This is a genomic window from Bacillus sp. SD075, assembly GCF_017355165.1.
In the GTDB taxonomy this organism is placed as follows: Bacteria; Bacillota; Bacilli; order Bacillales; family DSM-1321; genus Peribacillus.
On sequence record NZ_JADILK010000004.1, the window covers coordinates 48,447 to 64,356 of the forward strand.

Consider the following 15,910-nt stretch of genomic DNA (forward strand, 5'->3'; position numbering starts at 1 on the left):
CTGGTACCTAAAAAATAGTACAAAAATATAGATGGAACTGCAACCATTACTTTTCAGATTCTTCAATATTAAATGGACAGCTGTGCATTTTTGGTGAAAAAAGTCCTGAAACTCAGCATAATGAAAAGGACCACCGTTAAAGAAACACTTCCGAGAATCCCGATTAGTATCGCAATCTGGTATTCAATAGCGATGAGCGGACTTATCCCCGACAGGATTTGCCCTGTCATCATTCCTGGAAGGAAGATAATCCCCATCCCGAGCATATTGTTCAAAGTCGGGAGCACTGCTGAGTCGAATGCAGCATCCACATATTTTTTCACAGCCCTCGCTGGAGTCGCTCCAAGCATCAGCATCGCTTCTACCTTTTCACGATTATTCGTGATCCCATCATGGAGGTTTTTAAGCGCCAATGTCACTCCAGTCATGGCATTCCCCACGATCATCCCTGAAATTGGAATGAAATACCTCGGCTCATACCATGGCGTGAAATGGATCACCACCACATTAAAATAAAACAGGGCAGCCATGGGACCTGACAACATACTTAGGATAACCACTCTTTTGATTTTCTTATTAAGTGTTTGGGACACTTGCTTAAAAATATTATGGATGGAAAACAGGGCCATCGCACATAAAAATCCTAAAGAAAGTAAAGGGTGGGGATTTTCAAAGATATATGTCAAAACATATCCGGCGAGAATGAGCTGGACCGTCATTCGTACCGTAGCGAGCATGATTTGCTTTTCCCGTGAAATCCCACGCCATTTCACGATTATGAGCAGAATTACTACAAACCCGTAGGCCGCACAAAGACGCCAGAACTCAATATCAATTATCCCATTCGACTCCATTAATAGTCACCCTCCTTCTCCTTTTTCAGAATGATCCTCTTCTCAGCACATATGTCCGCAAGCTGCTTTGAATGGGTTATCATGATGACCGTTCCTTTTTCCCGTTTTACTTCTTCTAAAAAACGGCTCATCACCGTCAGCTCGGCTTCCTCATCAAGCGCTGAAGTTGGTTCATCCAGTAAATACACCTCGGGTTTCAATAAAAGTAACCTCGCTAGTGCCAGCCTCTGGTTCTCCCCGCCAGAAAGATTCTCCGTCCACTCGTCTAAAGACTTCTGCAACTGGACTAGTTCAAGTACTTTAACCAATACGGCTTTATCCTTCTTTTCCCGTTCTGTCAATTCCAGACCAATCTGAAGATTTTCTTCTATCGTACCCGGTAAAGTGAACGGTGACTGAGAAAGCATTGTGACTTTACGCCGGAGCTCTATCGGGTTGAATTGATCCAGCAACTGATCCTTATAATAGATCGAACCGCTATCCGGATCATCCATCCTGTTCAATAATCGGAGCAGTGAGGTTTTCCCTGCGCCACTATCCCCAGTCAGGCAAGTAACCATACAAGCGGGTATTTTCAAATCATCAATTTTCAGGATTCCTTTATACCTGATATTTTCAAGCCTAAATATCATATTACAAGCCTGCCTCCCTTACTCCACCATATCATTATAAGAAACTATCATGATATGGGGTAGTGATGCATGTAAAAATTTCAATGATTTTCATTTTCTTTCGCTTTTTTATAGGTTAGTATTATTCCTGGCGAATATATCCATGAAGAACGAGGAAAACACCTTAATTAATGGAGGGACTTATCATGAACGGAAATTCTTTTTTACATTCTTATCTGACTGTTTTTCTCCTGACTGCTCTTTGCCTGATCACGTTATCTGGCTGCCAGGCAGGATCAGATGACCTGATTAATCAATCCAAGCAGGAAGATACATTTTCCAAAGAAGACATCCCATCCAGTGCGGATTCTTCAACTGAAGAAAAAGGCAAGACATTCACGGCCGAGATCATCAAAGTGGTTGACGGAGATACAGTAAAAATCAAATTGGCTAATGGAAATGAAGAAACGGTCAGGCTCCTTTTGGTAGATACTCCAGAAACCGTGCACCCATCCAAGCCCGTTCAGCCTTTTGGACCTGAAGCAAGTAAATTCACCAAGGAACTAATGCCTGCGGGTTCAAAAGTGGAAGTGGAAACCGGTATAGGTGAAAGAGATAGATATGGCCGGCTACTGGCTTATTTTTATGTTGATGGTAAAATGGTGAATAAACTCCTGCTTGAAAAAGGACTGGCCAGGGTCGCCTATGTTTATGCACCGAACACGAAATACCTTGAGGAATTGGAAAAGATTCAGAAGCAAGCCCAAAAAGATGAAATCGGTATTTGGTCAATTGAAAACTATGCAACATCAAAAGGATTTGATGATTCTAAGTCAAAAGAAGCATCAGTGGACAAGCCCAGCCGGTCTTGCAGTAACCCGCAAATTAAAGGGAATATAAACTCTAAAGGCAATAAAATCTATCACATTCCTTCAGGCCAATATTACGAAATAACGAAACCAGAAGAAATGTTTTGTACTGAACAAGACGCAAAGGATGCAGGATTCCGAAAATCGCAAAGTTAACAAAAACAATGGCTTAATTATATGCCCGCTTCGGTAATCACAATTAAAAACGTTTAGGGGGGCATAATGAAATACAACAGGTATGAAGCATTACGTTACTGCTTTTCTCTCCCCCCTTCCGTATTTTTTATAAACTAAATGATGATTTGGAGAATTCAGCTGGTATAAGAAAAACACATCTTTATATGGACAGACTGCAGATCAATTAAAGGAAGATCAGCTTGCCTGCATTTTTAATTTTTAAAAAATCCAGCTGATTTCAGAAATCCACTCCCTTTCCGCCTACTGTCTGCCAAGCTTCCTCGACGCAAGCGCCTGTGGGGGTCTCGGCTAGCCAGGTATTCGGCAGGAGTCTCGCACATTTCTTCAATCCAATAATCACATTGAAAAACATGAAGAATGATCTAGTCTGATTTTTATAATAAAGGGGCGAGAGAAAAGACTAAAAGAATAACGAGTGGATTGTTCCGGCACATCCACTATCAGGATGTGTATTTTGATTTGGTCAGCCCCACATCCAACATGACTCGAATTACCATTTTTTCCTTAAAAAGGGTTCTCTTTTGCTCCTTAAACCCCCACTTTTTATTCCCCCCATTTTTCCGTAATTCCCTTTGGCTATATCCGATCGATTTATTTATGGTAGAAACACCCGGGAATACAGGAAAGTGCACTTTCTAAAGGTGACCTGCTTAATGGAAGATTTCTCAGCACTATCGAAGGAATTCACTCCGATGATCCATCATATTATCCGCTCACTTTCCATCTATAAAAATAAGGAAGAATATTTTCAAGTAGGCTTGATTGCTTTATGGGAGTCATATGGGAAGTTCGATGAGGAATACGGGCAATTCTCCAACTATGCCTACACGGTAATCAAAGGCAAAATTCTGAACGAACTAAAGCTTCATCATAAATATGAAATCCGCAACGAACCCTTTGATTCCTTCATATTAGACATTAAGGATCCTTTTTCCATGCATGAAGAGACCTTTGCCATCGATAATATCTTAAGCTACACGGAAGGTTTGACATTGAATCAGCAACGATGGCTTTTACAGACATACCTGGAAAATAAAACGGTGTCCGAAATCGCTGAGATATATCAAGTTACTATAGCAGCCGTCAAGTCATGGAGAAGGTCCGCTTTAATTAAATTAAGGAAACAATTTATTTTTCCATTATAAATAATTCAGGGTGGCCCAATCATGAGCCACCCCCAAAAATATACATCCATCAACTTCTCGCTTCTTCTAAATACGTATAAATTATCACACCGTTATGTTGAGCATTCCCTCGAAAATGTTTGAAGTCTTCCCTTTTAACAAGAACCTCACGAAAAGCTAAAAATTCTTCTTTTGTTATCCGGAATTCAACCATTTCACGATTTGCCAGTTTATCGAGTACATCTTTTGCTTCTTCTGCATTCATCATATTATCCTCCTTAATTATCAAATTTCCCACCATATTCAGACAGGAGAAATTCCGTTTTCATTTTAACATAAGCTTGTCACTTAATATAAATCAGAACTTTTTGGGGCCACTTGCTACATTATTCTTTACGAATGCTTTAAAATAGTGCAAACTGTATAGTAAAATATCATAATGTAAAATGATTGGCATTTTTTGTACATAGAATTACATACTGGTCCGCCTAACTGCGTTTTCAAGATATACCAAATTATGCCATATCATTGCGGTTGCTCCATTTTAAGAATTGCACCTTCCTTTAAAAGTTTAGCTTACTGTACCGACATAAGAGAAAACTAATTCTCTTACTAGCACTTCCCACGTCAAAATCTAAACCGCAAGATGTTCGAATAATCCAATTACTCCATAGTTACTTTTTGATCATTGGAAACAAAATGGGAAAGGATGATTACCATGAAGAAAGCGGAAGTTGGAAATATCATTGAATTTAGAGAAGGCTTAAAAGGAATCGTCGAGAAAGTGAACGAGAACTCAGTAATCGTGGACGTCACATATATGGAAAATTATCGTGATTTGGAACTTGAACAGAAAACTGTCGTCAACCATAAAAATTATAAAATCATAGGATAATTCAATGTACTCAAACGGGATGGTTACTAGATGACCATTCCGTTTTTCACTTTATAGAAATCGTGCAAATTGATTCTCCCGCTATTTGTAACCATTTCCATTTCATGCCGTCTAATTCATTAAAGGGCAAAACCCCTGTATGTGATGCAGGTATATCAAAATTCAGATTGGAATTTCAATCAGAAAGATGAGGGAACACATGACTAGTTGGACGCGTTATATTGGCTGTGTCACAATCGCCGCTTTTCTTCTGACTGGCTGCGGTACGGCCACAGACGAAAATGCAGATGAGCCACAGGAAGATTCAGTAAAAGAGGGGAACGAAGGTAATACTTCTCAAGGAGATAATCGCAATGACCGAAATGATAACAAAGTAAGACTGATGGAGCAAAACCTGCAGTATACAATTAACGGGGAAGCAAAAGAAAAAACAGCGTTCCTAAAAAAAAGTGATAATCAACCGTTCAGCCTCTATGTTTTGCAACAATTCAAATTAAGTGGCGAAGAACCTGGAAAGGATATTGTGTTCCTGACTGAAGATGACTCCATTTATATGAGAATCGAATTATTGAAGGCGGATGTCAATTGGGATGAGGTGGAAAAAAATGTTCAAGCCCAGCTGAAAAGCATTTCAGAAACGATTAGGGATCCTTCACTTGATGTCGAGGACGGCAAGGCCTTTGAAGTGGAAAGTGGGGATGAGGTGATTACCACCATCTTGCTCAAGGATGAAAAAGCACCCGTCCGCTTAACTATATTCACGAAAAAAGATAGAGATTACCGGGATGCTTTTCTAGAGATGGTTAAGACGCTGATGAAAGGATGAACATCCATTTTCCCCTGATACGGAGGGCTAAGAACAGTCCCTCCGTTCTTCATTACTCCTTCCCCTCCTTACTTTTCCAGACCAGCATTAAAAAAAGGAGGCTTATGTATCCAAAAACCGGATAAATATATCCTAGTAACCTTCCATATCCGAATTCACTAATGATCAAAGCTATTAAAAAAATCACCGCTATGATCAGCATGCTTGGCAATTTGATATAACTGCTGATTTGCCTCTGTAATCCATATATGTTGCCTATGACCGAAGTGAATATCTCCCCGTAAATCACTAAAATGAACATCCAATATAACTGACTGGCTGCCGTTCTCATAATAACTGCTGAAGGAATTTCATAACTATTCACGTCAGTAAGTGTCATAAGTGAAAAATGCCCCGTCAATAAAATGATCGTTAGGAATATCCCTCCAAGGATAGCACCATGTTTAATGACCTTCTCATCTCGAACTTCATACGCAACCGGAACCAGCACAGCTTGAGCCAAAGCAAGGTTAAAGGCTGTATAGGCAAATGGTGACAAAACCATTTTAACTGTGATCACTTCATCAGGAACTTTTGTAAGGGTCATAAAGAAATCCCCATTACCCAAAGTCGAGAAAAAAAGGATCAAACTAAAACAGATCATGATTGGTACAACAAAAGAGTTCACTGTGAACACACCGCGCATGCCCATCATCAGGACCAATGATGCCAGTATGATCGTAGACCAACTTCCTAAACTTTTAGGCACGCCGAGTTGTTCTTCGAAAACGGCTCCTGAACCCGAAATCATGACAGCCGTCACCCCTAACAGCATGATAAGGAAAAAGATGTTGATGATTCCTGCTATTTTCCTGCCAAAAAGAAATTGATTGAACTCCTCATAAGAAGATGCTCTGATTCTTGAGGAAATGAGCATGATTTTCGTTCCAGTGAAAATGAAAATATAACCTGCTATTAAAATCCCGATAAAGCCATAAAAGCCATAACGGGTAAAAAACTCGACAATCTCTTTTCCAGTTGCAAATCCGGCACCGACGACTGTACCTACATAAACCGCTGCAATCTGGAAACTCCCTGACCACCTTGACAGCATACTCTCCCCTCCTCCCTACATTTATATGTAAGGAAGAGACATTTAAGACAGGCCGAGCAATATTCCTTTCGTCGGCTGTTTTTTCCTGGACTAACATTTCTCATTGTGCAGGCTTAAATCAGCACTTTTCATGCCTACAATCCCGAGCGCTGAAAGAAAAAAAAACGCTTGGAATTACTCCAAGCGTTTTCTCAAGTATCCAGTCCGCATCATACAGGCAAATAATTCATAATGCCTTATCATCTACAGTGGAGAGCCATTCATCTATCACCTTCACAACGGACTGTACAGTCCCCTCAACAAATGGGGATTTCAGATTCGCAGATTCCACGAGATCAAGAAAGGACTTGCTGCCACCAAGTTGGCACAGATTCAAATAATCCTCCCAAGCCGTTTCATCTTTTTCAATCGACCTTTTCCAGAATTGGAAAGCACAAATCTGGGCCAGTGTATAGTCGATATAATAAAAAGGTGATTGATAAATGTGACTTTGCCTCTGCCAATACCCGCCATTCTCCAAGAACTCATTTCCTTCATAATCGCGATGTGGCAAATATTCCATCTCGATCTTACGCCAAGCCTGCTTTCTTTCACCGGGGGAGGCATCAGGATTTTCATAGACAAAATGCTGAAATTCATCGACAGCTACCCCATACGGGAGGAATATGAGGGCACCGCTTAAATGGGAAAACTTATACTTTTCCGTATCCTCCTTGAAAAATAGCTCCATCCATGGCCAAGTTAAAAATTCCATGCTCATCGAATGGATTTCACACGCTTCATATGTAGGCCAATAATACTCAGGAATGTCAAGATCACGGCTGCGATACACTTGGAATGCATGACCTGCCTCATGTGTCAAAACATCTATATCCGCGGAAGTACCGTTGAAATTAGAAAAGATGAATGGAGCTTTATAGTCTTCTATAAAAGTACAATAGCCTCCGCTTTCTTTACCTTTCTTCGCCACAAGGTCCATCAGGTCATTATCAATCATATAGTTGAAAAACTGATTCGTTTCAGGCGAAAGCTCCTGGTACATCCTTTTCCCATTTTCGATGATCCACTCAGCATCGCCTTTTGGAATGGCATTACCCGTACTGAAATGAAAATTCTCATCATAATAGTTCAGGTTCGCCAATCCAAGACGTTCACACTGACGTCCCTTCAGCCGGGTGACAAGCGGTACCACTTCCTCTTTCACCTGCTTGCGGAATGCAGCAACCCTTTCGGCATCATAATCAGTCCTTGTCATTCGATAATACCCAAGTTCGACGAAATTCCCATAACCTAGCTCTGTCGAAATCCCATGCCTCACCTTGACAAGGTCATCGAATATGCGATCCAATTCCTCCTGCTTCTCTTCAAAGAAACCGTAATACGCCTCACTTTCCTTAACTCACGGTCTGGGGACTCCATAAAAGGTTGAAGCTGCGCAAGTGTCAATTCATTTCCATCAAAGTGAATTTTTGCAGATGCAATCAATTGTGAATATTCACTTGATAATTTATTTTCTTTTTGCAGCTGTGGTATGATTTCGGCTGAAAACGTTTTGAGTTGGGCCTCTGCCAGATCAAATAGTTGAGTTCCCCAATTCTCCTCAAGCTCCTTACGATATTTCGAGCGAACGAGTTCATTGTAAAATTTTGAGGTTAACTCTTCCATTTCAGGGGAGAATTCATCTAAATAATCATTCTCCGTTTTATAAAACTCATCATTGGTATCAATGGAATGCCTTATATAGACCAAATTAAACATCGTACCTACATAATTTCGAATTTCATTTATTTCTTCCATGGATTTTATTTGCACATCAGCATTAGCAGCGTCAATAAACTTTCCCAAAGCTTTCATGAACCGGGTTTTAATTTCATCCATTTCAGGACGTTTATATTCATACTCATTAAATTTCATATGTTCGCTCCTTTTCACGATATAAAAACATTTTTTTGACCAGAGTAACGTTATGCAATCGAATTCGCTTTCAAAACACATTCACCATTATCGCGGTTATCGTAATATAATTTAATTCGCCACAGAGTTATTAAAAACCTTTATGTCCTCGATACAAATTCAGGTTTTATCAGACATAAAAAACCAGCACCTGTAGTCAAATCCGGGTGCTGGTTCATTAGCTAACTTTGAGCGGAATACCCAATCTTTTTTAGCAATTCGATCACGGTGGCCTTTTCATCTTGCGTAAGTACACTCATGATATCATCGATTCTTTTTTCATGCTCAGGAAATACTCCTTCAATAAAGGCCTTTCCTTTATCCGTTATTTTTGCAAAGGTTACACGGCGATCCTCTTTACATGCTATTCGCTGCAGATATTCCTTCTGTTCAAGTTTATCCACGACATAGGTAATGCTGCCGCTAGCTAGCAGGATTTTTCCGCCTATTTGCTGAAGAGGCTGATCCCCTTTATGATAAAGTAATTCCAGTACTGCAAACTCAGTTGGATTCAAACCCTCTTCAGCTATATGTTTATTTACCACATCATTAATGGATCGATGAGCTCTAGACATCACAATGAACAGTTTCAAAGACTGTTGGATGTTATTATTCTCCATAACTTCACAACCTTAAAAATTTTTAATTAAAATATCTTGAATTAAAAGTTATTATATGACATAAAGGTTTTTTTGTCAATCTGCCCTGTTAGTATGCACTATTGTTAAATCAATCATTTTGATATACTTGAAAAAAAAGCTAAAGTAGTGACATACATGAATACAAGGCAAAATTTCACCACAAATCTACTTATCGGTATTTTACCATTAATTATTCTCTCTATCATTTATTGGATGAATGTAGAACGTTCCATTCAAAAGGAAAGACAGGAACAAACTGATGGGCGGGATCGGTTTATCAAGAATACATAAATCAAGTTATCAGAGAAACGAAGGAAAACTTTGAGCTGCTTAGCCTTAGCAGTTCCATGCTTCATATAGATGACAAAAAAACGAACCCCTTATAAAATGGATTAAATTGGAACCAACAGACAAAACCCGAATCTTAGTTATAAATGCCGATGGATTCATTGAACATTTTACATGGGTGGATGTTCTTGTTAGCGAAGTCGATTGGACACTGTCAATCGAAGTTCCCGATAAGAATAGCATAAATAACATGAAAGTTTTTAAATGTTTGACTCACATGATGATCTATAACATCGTGAAGGAAATGATCATCCACAGAAATAAAAAAACAGAAGTTACTAAACGAAAGGCAGAAATTAGATTTAGTCTATACATTAGCTGCCAGTATTGCACATGAAATAAAAAACCACATACCGGCATAAAGGGGCTAGTGCAGTTACTGGTTGAACAACACCCAGAAGATCAAGATCAGTTCCATTACTCTGTCATCGTGAAGGAAATTGAAATAGTATCGAAGCGAATTTTTGATTTTAGGGAAGCCAATGGTCCAGTCCTTATCTTAAATGATATTCGCAGTATCATTGCTGAATTGAGACCAATAATAAAATCTGAAGCATGTCACTTCAATATTGAAGCGACATGGAATATCATTAAGGAGCCGAGCCTGGTTCATTGTACAAAGGACTAACTCAAACAAGTCATTCTAAACATTGCCAAAAACGGTTTCGAATCCATGGAAGTTTCGAAAAAATTAAGGATTCAAATTCATCATGTAAATGAATGGGCTAAAATCATGAGCATCGACACCGGGCAAGGATTAAATTGAAAGATATAAGTAACGTGTGTTCAATCCCCTTCTATACTTCAAAAAAAGGAAGGGACTAGGATTATGGCTATGTGTGTGTACGAGAATAATTGAACGGTACCATCGAGTTTTCAAGGAATCCTCTGAACGGAACAACCGCTAAAATCAGCTTATCGCTGATAATAGACCACCCTTACTATTACTCTTTGAAGATTTTCATTTTTTTATGGAGACTAGTAACGATTCCTATTTATTTAAAGGTGTCATGCATACGGTGCACGCGTCTTGGAACTATTTATGTAATAGGTAAAAATCTTAATCAGGAAGAAGGAAATATACAGATGGGAAGTATTGCTGCCATTAAAACAAAATCGAAAAAACAAGATATGACTCTGAAAATCATGATCATCATAGGCATATGCCATTTAATGAATGATTCTCTTCAAGCCGTCGTGCCGGCCATGTTCCCAATCCTCGAAAAATCAATGTCTCTAACGTATACACAGCTGGGGATGATTGCATTCTGCCTGAATATCGTCTCATCTCTCCTGCAACCGGCAGTTGGATTCTATACGGATAAAAAGCCGTTTCCATATGCATTGCCCATTGGGTTGACTAGTACCTTAATCGGGGTCATCATTCTCGCAATTGCCCCAAGCTATACCATTATCCTTGGTGCTGTCATCTTGATGGGCTTAGGGTCAGCCATATTCCATCCGGAAGGCTCCAGGGTTGCCTACATGGCAGGCGGACCAAAGAGAGGATTGGCACAATCCATTTATCAAGTCGGCGGGAATAGCGGGCAGGCACTTGCCCCACTCATCACAGCCATTGTACTTGTTCCTTTTGGCCAAAAAGGAGCCCTCTGGTTTGCCCTGGTTGCCTTAATGGCCGTTATCCTGCTGCTTTATATTGCCAAGTGGTATTCCCAAAAATTAGTTCACTTCCAGCCTAAAAAGCTTGCTGCAAAAATAGTCAATAAAGAGCGTTCCCATAAAGTGGCCAAAGCCCTGGTATTGATTTTATTCATAATCTTTGCCCGTTCCTGGTATGTATCGTGCATGACGAACTTTTATAGTTTTTATTTGATCGGGCAGTATTCATTCACGATAAAATCTGCACAATTTTTCCTGTTTGCCTTTTTAGCCGCTGGTGCTGTAGGTACATTTTTCGGAGGTCCGCTTGCTGATAGATTCGGGCGTAAAAACGTCATTTTCTTTTCTTTCGCCGCCAGCATGCCACTTACCGCACTTTTACCATTCGTACCTCCTACAGCCGCTTTTATTTTATTATTGGTGGCGGGATTCATTATAATGAGCAGTTTTTCCGTCACTGTAATTTACGCACAGGAATTGGTCCCTGGAAAAGTCGGAACGATGGCAGGTTTGACTGTAGGGTTAGCATTTGGAATGGGTGCCATTGGATCCGTTTCATTGGGAGCCATCGCAGATATAATTGGAATCGAATCCATGATTAAGCTGGTGGGATTCCTGCCATTACTGGGAATCATCAGCATATCGCTGCCGACTGATCTAACGTTGAAAAAATGGTATGCAGAAGAATGATGCAAAATGTTTTTTTCTGGAACATATTCTTTTTGTCTAAATACAATAAATTATTGTTTCGCCCAAAAATTCACAAGTAAGTAAAGATAAGTACCTTACAAAGGAGAAATTTATGAGTGGAGTTTTATTAGGCAGCATCCTATCTGCTATGTCTACAGGGTTTGGTGCGTTACCGATCTTGTTTATTCAAGGTTCAATCACACATCGATTCAGAGACACGCTTCTGGCATTTACCGCTGGAATCATGATGGCTGCTTCGTTATTGAGCCTAATCCCGGAGTCTCTGGCCACCGGAGGGTATATTCAGCTAGTAATTGGGGTTTTTCTCGGGGTAATGACATTAACGATCATGGAACAAAACATTCCTCATATCGATCTCAGCCATACGAAAAGTGGCATTCAGTTCGATGAAAAGGCTTTGCTAATCATCACTGCCATTACACTCCATAATATTCCTGAAGGTCTTTCTGTCGGAGTCAGTTACGCCTCTGATACAGCTGATACAGGTAACTTGATCGCTTTCGCCATCGGCCTGCAAAATGCTCCGGAAGGCTTACTGGTCGCCTTGTTTTTAATTAATCAAAAAATCGGTAAACTTACAGCGTTCCTGATAGCAACCTTAACCGGTACCATCGAAATAATTACGGGCTTATTGGGTTATTATTTAACCTCTTACATTGGGTTCCTCGTTCCATACGGCCTTGCTTTCGCCGCCGGGGCCATGCTTTTCATCGTTTATAAGGAATTGATCCCTGAAAGCCATGGGGATGGTAATGAACGTACATCTACCTATTCCTTCATTGTCGGCCTTTTGTTCATGGTAATATTATTGGAAATTTTGTAATTCCCGAACTTCCATGGCTGGCTCCACCAAGTGAGTCAGCTCTTACTTGTTAGTTATCAGCATTCAGAAAAATTAAGACTACTAAATGAATCCCGATGCATGAAGGACACCTTCTGGTGACCTCCCCTCGATCTATGCCTCAAACCCATAGGAAAATCAAAAAATGTATTCTTGTGTATATTAGTCTTTCTTTAATTGTTTTCATCAAATGTTTGTAAAGCTTCATCCACCAGAAATCGGATAAGGGAAATGTCTCCCTTCCTTCTAATTAAAAAAAGTCAAGCATGTATTCGGTTCCCTTTAAAATGTAATATCATCATTAAAGGGCTGCTGTACAATAACAACCATTTCTTCTCGCTTATTTCTCACTTCCACTGATGAATGATGTTGAAGGATCAAATACTCATTTATTAGTTTATCAAGCTGCTCGCTTTGGCGAAGGGTAAATTCATGACCTAGTCCATACATTTTGGCCAACTCCATCATTTCCCAACGCTTCATTCGAATCTCAGAACAAATTTCCGTTGCACACCTAGAATTCATAACTACATTCACTACTCCTGCCCTTTTAAAGTTACATTATAATAAAGAAGTATTACAAAATATGCCTTATATGTAAATAGATTCGCAAAAAAAGACAAAACTTCTTAAATTGCGATAAGGCTTTACCCACCAGCAGACAGGATATGACGGAAATTTCTAAACATAAATCTCTTATTTTGATTAAGCAGATTTCATATGAAGCCAGCTCCGAAAACCGATTCGAAAGTTCCCCAATTTGGATATCATTATGGTTTCCGCTTATTTTGGCCAGTTTCCCTTTAATGGAAGCACAATATCTTTCATGGTTACAACCTAAATTGTGATTACAAGATAATAAATGATAGAGCAAAAAAAGAATCCAATAAAGGATTCCACATGAACTAATGAACATTCCATATGCTTTCTGTTTACTTATGAAAGGTTTAGAACATTCCCTTCTACATTCTCGAATGGCAAATAAATATGAAAGCTCGTCCCTTTTCCCACTTCGCTTTCCACTTCTATATAGCCATTGTGCTCTTCAATGATTTTATAGCTGACCATGAGCCCCAGCCCGGTTCCTCTATCCTTCGTCGTATAAAAAGGTTCGCCCAATTTTTTTAACATTTCCGTAGAAATCCCCATGCCTTGGTCGGTTATTGAAACGCAAACGTATTTCTCTGAAAACCGGCTTGTTTTAATGTGAACAGCTCCGCCATCCGGCATGACTTCCAATGCATTTTTGATGATGTTAATGAACACTTGCTTTAACTGGTTCGCTTCACATAAAACCTTAAATTCATCTTCTTCAAAGTCTGTCTCGAATTGAATATTTTCCAGCAGTGCCTGAGCGGCCAGTAATTCTAGTGTCTCTCTCAATATGGTATGAACATCCTGTTTATAAATTTTTAGCGCCTGCGGCTTTGCCAATACCAAAAATTCAGTGATAATGGTTTCGATTCGCTTAATTTCGGATGTAATCACATGAAAATACGTGGAAAACTCCCCTTTTACCCCATCTTCAAGCAACTGTATAAAACCTTTTAAGGCTGTCATTGGATTCCTGATTTCGTGAGCAATTCCGGCCGCCAGTTCACCAACGACATTCAAAGTATCCGATTTTCGAATTTGTTCCTGCATTTCGAGATTTTTACTCACATCACGGAAAATGCTTAAATTCAGGTTCGAATATAAATTTTTCCTCGTCAAAAATTCAATATGCTTAACTCTTCCATCTTCGAATGTTATAGGAATGATGGAAGAGTAGACCTCATGCTTATAAACATTTTCAATGTGATCGTTCAAGTCAGGAGCATTTTCAGGAATTTTTTCGATAAATCCCTTTACAGATAAAGAGAGCAGTTTGCGCTTCGTAATCTCCAATATTTTCTGACCCGCTTCATTAATATCCGTGAACCCTTCATTATTCCATAAAATCAAGCCGTCTAATGTTCCCTCAAAAATCTTCCTGAACTTCTTCTCACTATCCCTTAATTCCTTTTCAATCAGCCAACGCTCGCTGACATTCCGAAAGATCGTTACGTTATATCCGTCACCCTCATGTTTTTTGGCAGTCAATTCAAGCAGTTTAATTTGGTTATTGGGCATTTTATAAATCAGCTCACCCCGCACCTGGGTGTCTCTTCCAAACGTCTCCATCATCTGACCAAAATGGTGATTATTGCTGTACACGTATTTCCAGATATAACTGCCTATCAAATCCTCTCTGCTGGATTCGAATATTTTACATGCTGAATGATTGACCCGAAGAATGATCCCGTCATCATTCCAGAATATGATCGCATCCATGGACTGGTCGAATAGTTCCGCAAAAATCCGTTCGCTTGTCTCTAACTTTTTTTCTATTAAATTCGATTCTGTGATTTTTCGAAGGACGGACATATATAATTCATTTCCTACCGTTGAACTTATCGAAAAAGTAAAATAATGCAGTTCATCCCCTACCTTTATCTCTACCTCTCCTTTGAAGTTCGACCCATCAAAGGCTCTTTGTATGCTTTCATCCCAATATCCCCTATAATCCGGGGATATGAGGTCACTCATATTCTTACCGACGATCTCTTTTTTCGGGATGCCCAAGACATGGATAAAGGCATGGTTCACTTCCATTATTATTCCTGAACTGTCGAATAGAACGATGCTTTCTATGGCTGTATCGAAAATGTCCAAAAACATCTGCCTTGACACCCTAGTTTCCCTTGACGAAGAAACATTCAATGTCACATCCTCCAAACGATAGAATTGCTGTCCTTCGGTAAGTGAGCCTAAACGTATAAATTCTATTTGCTTAAGGGCTCCGGTATGTAGCTGGATAATTTGCCTTTCCCTTTCATTCGAGGTTTTTAGGGAACATGACACTTCCTGGTTATTTAATGGGATGACATCGAGAAAATCAGTTAACTTCATGAACTTCAGCTGATCTATCGCTGTTTCCAGCAGGGAACAAGCGGCAGCATTGGCATAAGTGAAACGCAGTTCCTCATCAACCCTAATAAAAGGTTCTGACATCGAATTGAAAATGTTCAAAAACCCTTCGATCTGATTATTCAATTTTAAGATTTCCTGTTTATATTCAGTTTCATTCTCATAATCGATATTCATATTAACCCCCCTCATCAACACCCATACTTACCAACTTTATTCGACATCCATCTTGATTTTCCTCGGTATTTTTCGAAAATCGGCATAATCCCAAATTTTTACTATGTATCAATATATAGTATATTGAATCCTATAAACCTTAGCGTTAAGCTTAATTTAAGGTTTTTATAATAAATTTAATAAATATTGATTTAGTACAA

General features: G+C 39.4%; 14 protein-coding genes and 1 pseudogene. 7 read left to right on the forward strand and 8 right to left on the reverse strand.

Annotation, left to right across the window (positions count from 1 at the left end; all coding sequences use genetic code 11):
* Positions 1-68: 68 nt before the first annotated feature.
* Positions 69-854 carry an ABC transporter permease gene (locus IOC57_RS04765; protein WP_207437640.1) on the reverse strand — a complete coding sequence of 262 codons (786 nt, stop codon included), beginning with the start codon at positions 852-854 and terminating at the stop codon, positions 69-71.
* A complete protein-coding gene (locus IOC57_RS04770) occupies positions 854-1,486 on the reverse strand; it encodes an ABC transporter ATP-binding protein (RefSeq protein ID WP_286184539.1) in 633 nt (210 codons plus the stop codon). The genes IOC57_RS04765 and IOC57_RS04770 overlap by 1 nt, the downstream gene beginning before the upstream one ends.
* 185 nt (positions 1,487-1,671) lie before the next feature.
* Here IOC57_RS04770 and IOC57_RS04775 point away from each other — a divergent pair, with 185 nt between their 5' ends.
* Both IOC57_RS04775 and IOC57_RS04780 read left to right on the forward strand, forming a co-directional pair.
* The gene (locus IOC57_RS04775) at positions 1,672-2,490 is read left to right on the forward strand and encodes a thermonuclease family protein (protein WP_207437641.1); all 819 of its coding nucleotides are present in this window, start codon (positions 1,672-1,674) and stop codon (positions 2,488-2,490) included.
* 695 nt (positions 2,491-3,185) lie between these two features.
* Entirely contained in the window at positions 3,186-3,677 is a 492-nt protein-coding gene (locus tag IOC57_RS04780; protein WP_207437642.1) for a sigma-70 family RNA polymerase sigma factor, read from the forward strand.
* Between the two features lie 49 nt (positions 3,678-3,726).
* On the opposite strand, the gene IOC57_RS04785 is transcribed toward IOC57_RS04780, so the two are convergent.
* Entirely contained in the window at positions 3,727-3,921 is a 195-nt protein-coding gene (locus IOC57_RS04785) for a hypothetical protein (RefSeq protein ID WP_207437643.1), read from the reverse strand.
* A gap of 453 nt (positions 3,922-4,374) precedes the next feature.
* On the opposite strand from IOC57_RS04785, the gene IOC57_RS04790 reads away from it, so the two are divergent.
* Both IOC57_RS04790 and IOC57_RS04795 read left to right on the forward strand, forming a co-directional pair.
* Entirely contained in the window at positions 4,375-4,551 is a 177-nt protein-coding gene (locus IOC57_RS04790; protein WP_064505160.1) for a YkvS family protein, read from the forward strand.
* A gap of 199 nt (positions 4,552-4,750) precedes the next feature.
* Positions 4,751-5,377: a hypothetical protein gene (locus IOC57_RS04795; RefSeq protein WP_207437644.1), complete on the forward strand. Its 627-nt coding sequence runs from the start codon at positions 4,751-4,753 to the stop codon at positions 5,375-5,377.
* Between the two features lie 52 nt (positions 5,378-5,429).
* Here IOC57_RS04795 and IOC57_RS04800 read toward each other — a convergent pair whose 3' ends face one another.
* The 3 genes and pseudogenes from IOC57_RS04800 to IOC57_RS04810 all read right to left on the reverse strand — a co-directional run bounded on the left by IOC57_RS04800 (position 5,430) and on the right by IOC57_RS04810 (position 9,043).
* Positions 5,430-6,470, reverse strand: a complete 1,041-nt coding sequence (locus tag IOC57_RS04800) for a YkvI family membrane protein (protein ID WP_207437645.1) — start codon at positions 6,468-6,470, stop codon at positions 5,430-5,432.
* A 226-nt stretch (positions 6,471-6,696) separates the two neighbouring features.
* Positions 6,697-8,384 (reverse strand): annotated as a pseudogene (locus tag IOC57_RS04805) (M3 family oligoendopeptidase).
* 221 nt (positions 8,385-8,605) lie between these two features.
* Positions 8,606-9,043 carry a MarR family winged helix-turn-helix transcriptional regulator gene (locus tag IOC57_RS04810; RefSeq protein ID WP_207437646.1) on the reverse strand — a complete coding sequence of 146 codons (438 nt, stop codon included), beginning with the start codon at positions 9,041-9,043 and terminating at the stop codon, positions 8,606-8,608.
* 739 nt (positions 9,044-9,782) lie between these two features.
* Between IOC57_RS04810 and IOC57_RS04815 the strand changes: the two genes are divergently transcribed.
* From IOC57_RS04815 to IOC57_RS04825, 3 genes are all read left to right on the forward strand, one after another.
* Positions 9,783-10,040 carry a hypothetical protein gene (locus tag IOC57_RS04815; RefSeq protein ID WP_207437647.1) on the forward strand — a complete coding sequence of 86 codons (258 nt, stop codon included), beginning with the start codon at positions 9,783-9,785 and terminating at the stop codon, positions 10,038-10,040.
* A gap of 458 nt (positions 10,041-10,498) precedes the next feature.
* A complete protein-coding gene (locus IOC57_RS04820; RefSeq protein ID WP_207437648.1) occupies positions 10,499-11,722 on the forward strand; it encodes an MFS transporter in 1,224 nt (407 codons plus the stop codon).
* Positions 11,723-11,834: 112 nt separating this feature from the next.
* On the forward strand, positions 11,835-12,566 hold the full coding sequence (locus tag IOC57_RS04825; protein WP_063232026.1) for a ZIP family metal transporter: 732 nt from the start codon (positions 11,835-11,837) through the stop codon (positions 12,564-12,566).
* 300 nt (positions 12,567-12,866) lie between these two features.
* On the opposite strand, the gene IOC57_RS04830 is transcribed toward IOC57_RS04825, so the two are convergent.
* Both IOC57_RS04830 and IOC57_RS04835 read right to left on the reverse strand, forming a co-directional pair.
* Positions 12,867-13,109 (reverse strand): aspartyl-phosphate phosphatase Spo0E family protein, encoded by a 243-nt coding sequence (locus IOC57_RS04830; RefSeq protein WP_207437649.1) that lies wholly within the window; start codon positions 13,107-13,109, stop codon positions 12,867-12,869.
* A 411-nt stretch (positions 13,110-13,520) separates the two neighbouring features.
* A complete protein-coding gene (locus IOC57_RS04835) occupies positions 13,521-15,710 on the reverse strand; it encodes a PAS domain-containing sensor histidine kinase (RefSeq protein ID WP_207437650.1) in 2,190 nt (729 codons plus the stop codon).
* Between the last annotated feature and the right edge of the window lie 200 nt (positions 15,711-15,910).